This is a genomic window from Brevibacterium permense, from assembly GCF_025506275.1.
Lineage (GTDB): Bacteria > Actinomycetota > Actinomycetes > Actinomycetales > Brevibacteriaceae > Brevibacterium > Brevibacterium permense_A.
Genome location: NZ_QYCP01000008.1, coordinates 1 through 385 on the forward strand (window position 1 = coordinate 1; position 385 = coordinate 385).

A 385-nucleotide genomic window follows, 5' to 3' on the forward strand; every position below is an offset into this window, starting at 1 on the left:
TGCCTATGGTATTTGGCGCTTTACCCATCACGATCATAGCGAAGTGGTGAAGGTCCATGGGATGCTCTCGAGCAATGACGGCGATATTGTGCTCGGCTGGGCGCTGGATGGACACGGTATTCTGATCCGCTCCGAGTGGGATCTTGCGAAGTATCTGCAAAGTGGCCGGCTCAGGATCGTGCTGCCTGACTTTACGCTGCCGGCTGCAGATTTGTACGTTTACTATCCCAGCCAGCGCAATCTGCCCGCACGTACCCGGGCGTTCATCGATTTTCTGGTGGTGCATTTTGACCAGCCCGCCCAGAGTGAAGGGCTGACGGAAAAATCTGCGCCGGCAGGGTGATGGTTTATTTTAGCCACCGCGCATGCGGCCAGAGGTGTGCTT

General features: G+C 56.4%; 1 protein-coding gene. It reads left to right on the top strand.

Annotation, left to right across the window (positions count from 1 at the left end; all coding sequences use genetic code 11):
* On the top strand, positions 1–343 hold a 343-nt coding region (locus tag D3I60_RS19260; protein ID WP_262774301.1), incomplete at its 5' end, for a LysR substrate-binding domain-containing protein.
* Positions 344–385: the final 42 nt, after the last annotated feature.